The sequence below is a fragment of the Bacillus sp. FSL R5-0603 genome (assembly GCF_038050295.1).
Taxonomy (GTDB): Bacteria; Bacillota; Bacilli; order Bacillales; family Bacillaceae; genus Bacillus; species Bacillus subtilis.
On the sequence record NZ_JBBOYP010000001.1, the window covers coordinates 2,997,586 to 3,007,500 of the forward strand.

General features: G+C 45.4%; 5 protein-coding genes and 20 tRNA genes (1 of these 25 only partly in view). All 25 read right to left on the reverse strand.

Annotated features, from left to right (window positions below; genetic code table 11):
- Positions 1 to 27 precede the first annotated feature (27 nt).
- Positions 28 to 2,424: a glycogen phosphorylase GlgP gene (gene glgP / locus NYE56_RS15465; protein ID WP_172861254.1), complete on the reverse strand. Its 2,397-nt coding sequence runs from the start codon at positions 2,422 to 2,424 to the stop codon at positions 28 to 30.
- Positions 2,411 to 3,865, reverse strand: a complete 1,455-nt coding sequence (glgA, locus tag NYE56_RS15470) for a glycogen synthase GlgA (protein ID WP_341284065.1) — start codon at positions 3,863 to 3,865, stop codon at positions 2,411 to 2,413. Before glgA ends, glgP begins: the two co-directional genes overlap by 14 nt.
- Positions 3,862 to 4,893, reverse strand: coding sequence for a glucose-1-phosphate adenylyltransferase subunit GlgD (glgD, locus tag NYE56_RS15475; RefSeq protein ID WP_004398841.1), 1,032 nt, complete (start codon positions 4,891 to 4,893; stop codon positions 3,862 to 3,864). Before glgD ends, glgA begins: the two co-directional genes overlap by 4 nt.
- 23 nt (positions 4,894 to 4,916) lie before the next feature.
- Complete coding sequence (locus tag NYE56_RS15480) at positions 4,917 to 6,059, reverse strand: glucose-1-phosphate adenylyltransferase (protein WP_341284066.1); 1,143 nt, start codon at positions 6,057 to 6,059, stop codon at positions 4,917 to 4,919.
- Positions 6,056 to 7,939 carry a 1,4-alpha-glucan branching enzyme gene (gene glgB / locus NYE56_RS15485; protein WP_341284067.1) on the reverse strand — a complete coding sequence of 628 codons (1,884 nt, stop codon included), beginning with the start codon at positions 7,937 to 7,939 and terminating at the stop codon, positions 6,056 to 6,058. The genes NYE56_RS15480 and glgB overlap by 4 nt, the downstream gene beginning before the upstream one ends.
- Before the next feature lie 231 nt (positions 7,940 to 8,170).
- A tRNA-Glu gene (locus NYE56_RS15490) sits at positions 8,171 to 8,242 on the reverse strand.
- Positions 8,243 to 8,267: 25 nt separating this feature from the next.
- Positions 8,268 to 8,358 (reverse strand) — tRNA-Ser (locus NYE56_RS15495).
- A 3-nt stretch (positions 8,359 to 8,361) separates the two neighbouring features.
- Positions 8,362 to 8,436, reverse strand: a tRNA-Asn gene (locus NYE56_RS15500).
- 12 nt (positions 8,437 to 8,448) lie between these two features.
- Positions 8,449 to 8,525 (reverse strand) — tRNA-Ile (locus NYE56_RS15505).
- A gap of 15 nt (positions 8,526 to 8,540) precedes the next feature.
- Positions 8,541 to 8,614, reverse strand: a tRNA-Gly gene (locus NYE56_RS15510).
- Positions 8,615 to 8,624: 10 nt separating this feature from the next.
- Positions 8,625 to 8,700, reverse strand: a tRNA-His gene (locus NYE56_RS15515).
- A gap of 17 nt (positions 8,701 to 8,717) precedes the next feature.
- Positions 8,718 to 8,793: transfer RNA gene (locus NYE56_RS15520), tRNA-Phe, on the reverse strand.
- Positions 8,794 to 8,805: 12 nt separating this feature from the next.
- Positions 8,806 to 8,882, reverse strand: a tRNA-Asp gene (locus NYE56_RS15525).
- Positions 8,883 to 8,893: 11 nt separating this feature from the next.
- A tRNA-Met gene (locus NYE56_RS15530) sits at positions 8,894 to 8,970 on the reverse strand.
- Between the two features lie 17 nt (positions 8,971 to 8,987).
- A tRNA-Ser gene (locus tag NYE56_RS15535) sits at positions 8,988 to 9,080 on the reverse strand.
- A 6-nt stretch (positions 9,081 to 9,086) separates the two neighbouring features.
- Positions 9,087 to 9,163: transfer RNA gene (locus NYE56_RS15540), tRNA-Ile, on the reverse strand.
- Positions 9,164 to 9,165: 2 nt separating this feature from the next.
- Positions 9,166 to 9,242, reverse strand: a tRNA-Met gene (locus NYE56_RS15545).
- A 20-nt stretch (positions 9,243 to 9,262) separates the two neighbouring features.
- Positions 9,263 to 9,335: transfer RNA gene (locus NYE56_RS15550), tRNA-Ala, on the reverse strand.
- 5 nt (positions 9,336 to 9,340) lie between these two features.
- Positions 9,341 to 9,417: transfer RNA gene (locus tag NYE56_RS15555), tRNA-Pro, on the reverse strand.
- A 15-nt stretch (positions 9,418 to 9,432) separates the two neighbouring features.
- A tRNA-Arg gene (locus NYE56_RS15560) sits at positions 9,433 to 9,509 on the reverse strand.
- Between the two features lie 9 nt (positions 9,510 to 9,518).
- Positions 9,519 to 9,604 (reverse strand) — tRNA-Leu (locus NYE56_RS15565).
- Positions 9,605 to 9,618: 14 nt separating this feature from the next.
- Positions 9,619 to 9,693 (reverse strand) — tRNA-Gly (locus NYE56_RS15570).
- Between the two features lie 5 nt (positions 9,694 to 9,698).
- A tRNA-Leu gene (locus NYE56_RS15575) sits at positions 9,699 to 9,785 on the reverse strand.
- A gap of 10 nt (positions 9,786 to 9,795) precedes the next feature.
- Positions 9,796 to 9,871 (reverse strand) — tRNA-Lys (locus NYE56_RS15580).
- Positions 9,872 to 9,908: 37 nt separating this feature from the next.
- Positions 9,909 to 9,915 (reverse strand) — tRNA-Thr (locus NYE56_RS15585) (it continues 69 nt past the right edge of the window).

Here is a 9,915-nt window from a genome sequence, read left to right on the forward strand (position 1 = left end):
AAAAAGCCGCTTATACAGCGGCTTTTTTCACATCATCGGCTTGATGCCCCAAATGTCCTTCGCATATTCCCGGATCGTGCGGTCGCTGGAGAAATATCCAGAATGAGCAATGTTTACAATCGAACGCTCAGACCATTTCCTTCGCTCACGATAATCAGCTTGAATTCGCTCCTGCGCATCTGCGTATGAGCTGAAATCCTTCAGCACAAAATACTCATCATTATGCGGAAGCAGCGAGTCAAAGATCGATTCAAATTCATCTGCTTCTCCTTCAAAAAAACCATTGATCAGCTGATCCGCTACCTGCCTGATTCTCCTGTCATGCTGATAATATTCCCTCGATCTATAGCCGCCGTTTTCCTGATACGATAGAACCTCATCCGCCTTTAAGCCGAACGTGTAAATACAGTCAGGGCCCACCCGCTCAAGGATCTCGATATTTGCGCCGTCATGCGTGCCGATCGTCAAAGCCCCGTTCATCATAAACTTCATATTCCCTGTACCAGACGCTTCCTTGCTTGCAGTTGAAATTTGCTCACTTACGTCTGATGCCGGAAAAATTCGCTCAGCCATAGAAACTCTATAATTTTCTAAAAAAACAACTTTGATCAGCTGTTTGACCGCCGGATCATAATTGACTTTTTCTGCGACAGAATGGATCAGCTTAATAATTTTCTTAGCATAATAATAGCTTGGTGAAGCCTTTGCCCCGAAAATAAAGGTTTGCGGGTAGATTGAAAACCCCGAATCCTCCTTGAGGCGGTTATACAAATACATAATGTGAAGAACATTCAACAGCTGCCGTTTATATGCATGAAGCCGTTTCACCTGTACGTCGAATATGCTCTCAGGGTTCACAACCACCCCGGCCGTGCAAAAAATCAAATCGGCAAGCTCTTGTTTTTTCTTGCTTTTGTTGTTTTGAAACTGTTCAATAAATGCAGGATCAGTGGCGTACGGTTCTAAACGGATCAGTGATTCCGGCTGTTTGACCCATTCATCGCCGATCGCCTCTGTAATGATGGCAGACAAGCCTGGATTCGCTTTTAACAGCCAGCGCCTGTGGGCAATTCCATTCGTCTTATTGTTAAAACGATTCGGAAACAGCAAGTGAAAGTCGCGCATCTCCCTTTCCTTTAATATATCGGAATGTATTTTTGCAACGCCATTTACACTGTAGCTGCCTACTATGGCCAGATGAGCCATTTTGACAACACCATGCGCTGTAATCGCCATGTTCTCTATCCTTTTCCAGTCTCCCGGATACTTTTCCCAAACTGCGCGGCAAAACCTCTCATTGATCTCTTCAATAATCATGTACATTCGCGGGAGCAGCGGCTTAAACAAATGAATCGGCCATTTCTCGAGCGCTTCTGACAATGTTGTATGATTTGTATAAGAAATCGTATGTACAGTGATATGCCAAGCTTCTTCCCAGCTCATGTTCTCTTCATCGAGCAAAATCCGCATCAGCTCAGGCACCGCAAGCGCAGGGTGAGTGTCATTAATATGAATGCTCACTTTTTTATGCAGGCCGGATAAAGATTTATGTGTTTTACGGTAATTGTTCACAATGCTTTTTAAGCTTGCGCATACTAAAAAATACTGCTGCTTCAGCCGTAAAATTTTCCCCTCATCATGGGTGTCATCGGGATATAAGAATTCAGAAACCGCTTCTGTTTCTCGCTTATAAGACAAAATATTACCGCCGTGATAATGCGCATAGGGCTCGGCGTTCCAAAGCCTTAACGTGTTGACAGTGCCCGTTTCATAGCCGATGATCGGTATATCATAAGGAACAGCGGTAACAATTGTCGCTTGTTCGTGGCGAAAATGCAGGCGCCCGCTTTTTTCTGTCATATGGACTTCGCCCCAAAACGGCACGTCCACTGCTTGATCCGCATTCCTTACTTCCCATACGTTCCCGTTTTTCAGCCATTGCTCAGGCAGCTCCACCTGATGCCCGTCTACAATTTTTTGCTCAAACAAACCATGCTTATAACGTATGCCCATGCCGTGCCCAGGCAGGTTCAACGAAGCAAGCGAATCTAAAAAGCAAGCGGCCAAGCGCCCAAGTCCGCCATTGCCGAGACCTGCATCGTTCTCTATCTGAAGGATCTCCTCTAAATTGATGCCGATTTCCTTTAAACCAGCTTCTACAACATCACGAACACCAAGATTCATTAAGTTTTGCTCAAGGAGCTGACCGAGCAGAAATTCGATTGATAAATAATATGTCTGCTTCCCGGAATTTGATCTGCTTTTTTCATTCGTTTCGATCCAATCAGCGCTGATATACTCTCTGACCATATTGCCCAACGTTTTATATTGATCCAGCTTGGCAGAATCTTTAAAGCTTTTTCCGCACGTCATTTCCAGACGCTTTAAAAATAAGTCTGCAAAGCGTTCTTTACTCGAGAACATCCCGTCCACTCCTTGTCACCTGCTCGAAAATACGCTGATACTCTTTAGCCGACTTCCCCCAGCTGTAATCTGCATTCATTGCGGTCTTCATGATGCTCTGCCATACATCCTGTTGGCGATAAAACGACAGCGCCCTTTCAATCGTAAATTTCAGATCATGCGCATTAAAGGCGGAAAACGTAAAGCCATTGCCCGTTCCCTCTTTCTCCTGATAGGCACGGACAGTGTCGTAAAGACCGCCCGTTTCCCTGACAATCGGAATGGCGCCATATTGAAGAGCAATGAGCTGCCCCAAACCGCACGGCTCAAATTTCGACGGCATCAAAAACATATCAGAGCCCGCATAAATTTGATGGGCTAGCGGCTCATCAAACCCGATATAAGCCCGGCACTTCTCATGAAAAGCAAATTCTGCATACCGGAAATAATCTTCAAATTCACGTTCTCCTGTGCCCAGCACAACCAGCTGTATGTCTTGCTCCTCAAGAAGTTCATGCATAATTCTGCGGACAAGATCAAGCCCCTTTTGTTTAGTGAGCCTTGTCACCATACTGATCAGCGGAATATCGTTTTTCTCTGGAAGCCCCATCCGCCGCTGAAGCTTCGTTTTGTTTTCCAACTTGCATGCAAGATCCCCTGAATCGTATTGCGCCTCTATATAAGGATCGCTTTTCGGCTGATAGAACGTATCATCAATGCCATTTAATATGCCGGTTACATCATTTTCCCTATATTGCAAAACCTGTTCCAGCTGCTCACCATAATACGGAGTCAATATTTCATTTCTGTAAGTGGGGCTCACAGTTGTCACATGATCAGCCGCAATGATGCCCGCCTTCATAAAATTAACAAATCCGTTGCATTCTAACCTTTCATAATGAAAATGATCCATCTCAAGACCCAGCAAGTCATGTGTGACATCAGGAGGAAATATGCCTTGAAACTGCAGGTTGTGGATCGTGAGCACGCTTTTCATCCGTTCATAAAAAGGATGTTTTCTGTACTCCTCTTTCAGCAAATAATTGACCATCGCTGTATGCCAATCGTGAGTATGAACAATATCGGCTTGAACATTCACAACTTTGGCAGCCTCCAGCACAGCTCTTGAAAAAAAGGCAAACCGCTCACCGTCATCATAATGCCCGTACAACGAATCCCTGTTGAAATAGTACTCATTGTCGATGAAGTAATAATTCACATCATCTTCGTCCATATGTTCAATTCCGCAATATTGCTGACGCCAGCCGACAGCTACCGTACACTCAGCCTGTTTTTTCATACGCTTTTTCCACGGTTCAGGTATTTGGCTGTACTTCGGCAGCATCACAGCTACTTCATTGCCTAATCGTGCAAGTGCCTTTGGCAGAGCACCTGCTACATCGGCAAGACCTCCTGATTTAACAAATGGGGTGCATTCTGACACAGCAAATAATATCTTCAAGAATTCATCAGCTCTCCTTGCACCAAACCTTTTCTTAATACAAGCGGCTGCTCAGCTGTTCCTGCAGCTTCCGTCGCCTTGCCGATTTTAACGTCCTTATCCGAAATGACCTGCTCAAGAAGACAATCCTCGCCAATCTGCGTTTTTTGCATAATAATACAGTTTTTCAGCTTCGTACCCTTTCCGACATGGACCGCCCGGAACAAAATGCAGTTTTCAACCTCTCCTTCAAGCACACAGCCGTTTGCCACCAAAGAGTTTTTGACAGTGCTGTGCTTTCCGTATTTCGTAGGCGGCTCATCCTTCACTTTTGTATAGATCGGCTGCTGCGGCAAAAACACCTGCTGCCAAAAACGAGGCTGAATGAGCTCCATACTGTGGGTATAATATTTTTCCACCGAATCAATGACAGCGGCATAACCTGAATATTCATAAGGGCAAATGGTCAGGGCGGAAGATTCCTTTTCAACAGCCTCCTGAATGGTTTTATAGCCTTTTTCGCTATGTCCGTAGATCAGATCCTTTAAAAGCGTTGTTGACATGATATAGATTTGCAGCGACTGGCCGTCCTGAAATACCTCGGTGACGTCGCAGCCAACCTCCTGATGGCGTTTCAGCACATATTGAAATTGAATGTTGCATACGGTATGGCTGTTGGAGATAACAGCATATTGCTGCGTGCTTCTGTGGAAGTAATCTAGATGGTCCGAAAACTGGCGAAAGGACCCGAATTCATCGTATTCGTGATGAAGATGGGGAGACGGGAAAAAAAAGAGGCCGTCCTTTTTCCGGTGCAAATCCCATTCCTTACCCGCCCCAAGGTGATCCATGAGCGAACGGTAACGATACTTCGGAAAAATTGCAACACTCCTAATATCCGCATTCACCATGTTGGAAAGCATAAAATCAATCAGTCGGTACCTGCCGGCAAAAGGGATCGCCCCGAGCGACCGCTGTGCTGTTAAATCCTGAAGAGAATGCTTATATGTGGTTTCATCTATAACACCTAACATTTGATTATTGAACACTGACTCTGCCCCCTCTTCAGTAATTAAATCAATTCTTTTTCTACAAATTCCTCTGAAACGAGCAGCACCTCTTCAATGTCTTTTTCGGAGCGAATCACTGCGCCATCCGGCAGCACCATCCCATTAGGAACGATGGCATTTTCAATGACTACATGCTCCCCAATCGTCACATCCGGCATTATGACGGATGATGTAACAGTCGTATGATTACCAACAGTCACACCTTGAAAAAGAACGGAGTGAGACACATTTCCATATACAACACAACCTTCGTTCACAAGCGAATCTTGAACCTGCGCATCAGATGAAATAAATTGCGGAGGCTGATTTGGATTGACGGAGTAAATTTTCCATTTGCGTTCAAACAGCTTCAGCTCCGAGTCCTCTTTTAACAAATCCATATTGGCTTCCCACAAGCTCTGCACCGTTCCGACATCCTTCCAATATCCCTTGAACGGATAAGCAGAAAGCTTCTTTTTCTCCTCCAAAAGCAGAGGAATAATGTCTTTGCCGAAGTCGTGGCTAGAATAAGGGTTTTGATCGTCCATCTCAAGATACTGTTTCAAAAGCGGCCAATTGAATATATAAATCCCCATTGAGGCAAGATTGCTCTTAGGGAATTTGGGCTTTTCATCAAAATGTGTGATCGTCCCATCTGGATTGGCCTTCATGATGCCGAACCGGCTTGCTTCCTCCCAGCCCACTTCGATGACAGAGATGGTCACATCTGCTTTCTTTTCAATGTGATAATCAAGCATTTTGCCGTAGTCCATTTTGTATATGTGATCTCCTGATAAAATCAGTACATACTCAGGATCATACTGATTCAAATAATTGAGATTTTCATAAATGGCGCTTGCCGTCCCTTTATACCATTTGACTTCTGATGACTCGGCATAAGGGGGTAAAACCGTCACGCCGCCATTATATCTATCCAGGTCCCATGCACTGCCGATCCCAATATAGGAATTCAGCTCAAGCGGCTGATATTGCGTTAAAATCCCGACTGTGTCTATGCCTGAATTAGAACAGTTGCTTAGGGTAAAATCAATAATCCTGTATTTTCCCCCGAAAGATACAGCCGGTTTGGCCATATTTTTTGTTAATCCGCTGAGACGGCTGCCCTTCCCGCCGGCAAGGAGCATGGCTACACATTGTTTTTTCATCTTTTTATCTCTCCTCTTTTTTTAACCGCCCGTAAAATCGAGATGCCGTAAGGGGGGATGGTCATCGTGATATAACACGGTTTATGATGAAGTGCTCCCTTTTTAGGCGATAACGGCTTTTTGTTGATTTGCCCTGAGCCTCCATATGTTTCACTGTCACTGTTAAGCACTTCAATGTATTGAGTAAAAAAAGGAACTCCAACATCATATTGATGATAGACCACGGGTGTAAAATTACAAATGATGACAAGCGCCTCACCGTGCTTTTTGCCATAACGAATAAAAGAAAAGATTGATTGTTCGTCATTATGGACATCAATCCATTCAAACGATTGTGCACGATGGTCATGCTCATAAAGGATTTTGCTTTTTTGGTAAAAGCGGAGAAGATCTTGCGTAAAAACGCTGGCTTTCTGATGCATGGGGAAGGAGTCCAAAAACCAATCAAGCTGTTCTGTATCTTTCCATTCATCAAATTGGGCAAACTCTGATCCCATAAAGATCAATTTCTTTCCGGGATGCACTGTCATATAGCCCAGCAAAAGCCGATACTGGGCAAATTTCTGCCAGTAGTCGCCAGGCATTTTATTAAGAAGTGATTTTTTTCCGTATACGACTTCATCATGAGAAAACGGCAATACAAAATGTTCACTAAACGCATACAGTAATGAAAAAGAGATAAGCTGATGACATTGCCGCCTTTCTTCGGGCGGCGTCTCCATGTATTTCAGTACGTCATTCATCCATCCCATATTCCATTTATAATGAAAACCAAGCCCCCCTTCCTCAACGGCACCTGTCACTTGAGGCCATTCTGTAGAATCTTCTGCAATCATCATCACATGGGGATATGTCTCTCTCATGGTTTGATTGAGTTTTTTTAAAAAATCAACAGCATATGGATTCGTGTGGCGTTCATCCTGATTTGGCCAATACAGGATATTAGCCACTGCATCAACCCTAAATCCATCTATATGATAGAATTCCGCCCAGTACAACGCATTCGAAATTAAAAAACTATGAACTTCCGGTTTCCCCAGGTCAAAGTTTGCCGTGCCCCATAACCAGTTCTCCCGATCACGTTCTTCTTTGTATTCATAAAGCGGTTCTCCATCAAACATATAAAGGCCATGTGCATCTTTACAAAAATGTCCGGGGACCCAATCCAAAATGACTCCGATATTTTGTTGATGACATTCATCAACAAACTTCATCAGATCATGCGGCGTGCCAAACCTGCTTGTCGGGCTGTAATACCCCGTTCCTTGGTACCCCCATGAACGATCATATGGATGCTCATACACCGGAAGCAGTTCAATATGGGTAAACCCATGCTCCTTGATATAAGGGATAAGCGTCTGACTTAATTCTTTATAGGAATAATGCCTGCCATCAGAATGCTTCTTCCAAGACCCAAGATGCAGTTCATAAATGAAAACAGGTTTTTCATACAGCGTCTTAGCCTTCTGTTTCTTTTGCCATTTTTGATCTTGCCAGCTATACCCTTCCAAATTGTAAGTAAGTGACGCTGTGTTTGGTCTGACTTCTGAATAAATAGCGTATGGATCTGCCTTCAGCCTGATCTCACCGTTATTCGTCACGATTTCATATTTATATCGTTCCTTTTCTCCTATACCTGGAATAAATAACGTCCAAATGCCATTATCATTCACTCTGTGCATCACATGCTCTTCTCCAGACCAGCTGTTAAAATCTCCAGCCACTCGTACTTCCGACGCATGAGGCGCCCACACACAGAATTCATATCCGCTTTTGCCATTCAGCTCGCGGTAATGCGAGCCAAACAGCTGATAGCTTTTAAACAGACTGCCTTCGTGAAAAAGATAAACATCATGTGCTGTCGGGCTGGCAGCGGCCATGTAATCATCCTTTCTGACATCATAGTTTTCATTTATAGTATTTATTCGAAGAAATAAAAAAAAGCCCTTTCCTGAAAGCGCTTATACTTATAGACAATTAACTTCATTTTCTGAAGAAAAACGAAATATATGGAGATATTTGTAGTCTGTTTTTAAAATAAAGAACAAAATCCAAGACATATCATGATTTAGAAAACAAAAAAACCTTGCAGGATATGCAAGGCTTCTGGATGACCCGTACGGGATTCGAACCCGTGTTACCGCCGTGAAAGGGCGGTGTCTTAACCGCTTGACCAACGGGCCGATAATTATTATATCTGTAATCATATGGCGGAGAAGGAGGGATTTGAACCCTCGCGCCGCTTACACGACCTACACCCTTAGCAGGGGCGCCTCTTCAGCCACTTGAGTACTTCTCCATTTGGCTCCACAGGCAGGATTCGAACCTGCGACCGATCGGTTAACAGCCGATAGCTCTACCACTGAGCTACTGTGGAATACAAAAGTCATGGTGGGCCTGAATGGACTCGAACCATCGACCTCACGCTTATCAGGCGTGCGCTCTAACCAGCTGAGCTACAGGCCCATGACGATATAGAAATGGAGCGGGTGATGGGAATCGAACCCACGACATCAGCTTGGAAGGCTGAGGTTTTACCACTAAACTACACCCGCAATTTTTATTTGGGGCGATTGATGGGAATCGAACCCACGAATGCCAGAGCCACAATCTGGTGCGTTAACCACTTCGCCACAACCGCCAAAATATATTGATAAATGGTGGCTCGGGACGGAATCGAACCGCCGACACACGGATTTTCAGTCCGTTGCTCTACCAACTGAGCTACCGAGCCTAAGTATTTAAATGGCGGTCCGGACGGGACTCGAACCCGCGACCTCCTGCGTGACAGGCAGGCATTCTAACCAACTGAACTACCGGACCATTTTAAAATTTGGTTGCGGGGGCAGGATTTGAACCTGCGACCTTCGGGTTATGAGCCCGACGAGCTACCGAACTGCTCCACCCCGCGATGATTAGGAATATGTATGGCGGAGGAAGAGGGATTCGAACCCCCGCGGGCTTTGACACCCCTGTCGGTTTTCAAGACCGATCCCTTCAGCCAGACTTGGGTATTCCTCCGTATAGTGGTGGACCTTGTAGGACTCGAACCTACGACCGGACGGTTATGAGCCGTCTGCTCTAACCAACTGAGCTAAAGGTCCATTGGTAGCGGCGGAGGGGATCGAACCCCCGACCTCACGGGTATGAACCGTACGCTCTAGCCAGCTGAGCTACACCGCCAAATATTTTTTGAAATCAAGTGGAGCCTAGCGGGATCGAACCGCTGACCTCCTGCGTGCAAAGCAGGCGCTCTCCCAGCTGAGCTAAGGCCCCAAGAATGGTCGGGAAGACAGGATTCGAACCTGCGACCCCATGGTCCCAAACCATGTGCTCTACCAAGCTGAGCTACTTCCCGATTTCATATAGATCATGGCGCGCCCGAGAGGAGTCGAACCCCTAACCTTTTGATCCGTAGTCAAACGCTCTATCCAATTGAGCTACGGGCGCAACACTTAATGCCGAGGGCCGGACTTGAACCGGCACGGTAGTCACCTACCGCAGGATTTTAAGTCCTGTGTGTCTGCCAATTCCACCACCCCGGCGTGGATGGTATAGTTGGAGCGGAAGACGGGATTCGAACCCGCGACCCCCACCTTGGCAAGGTGGTGTTCTACCACTGAACTACTTCCGCAGAAATGGTGCGGATGAAGGGACTTGAACCCCCACGTCTGTAAAGACACTAGAGCCTGATTCTAGCGCGTCTGCCAATTCCGCCACATCCGCAACATGTAAATGGTGAGCCATGAAGGACTCGAACCTTCGACCCTCTGATTAAAAGTCAGATGCTCTACCAACTGAGCTAATGGCTCTTCTTACAAGAGACTTGAATATTATATCATATAAAAGTGGTGCC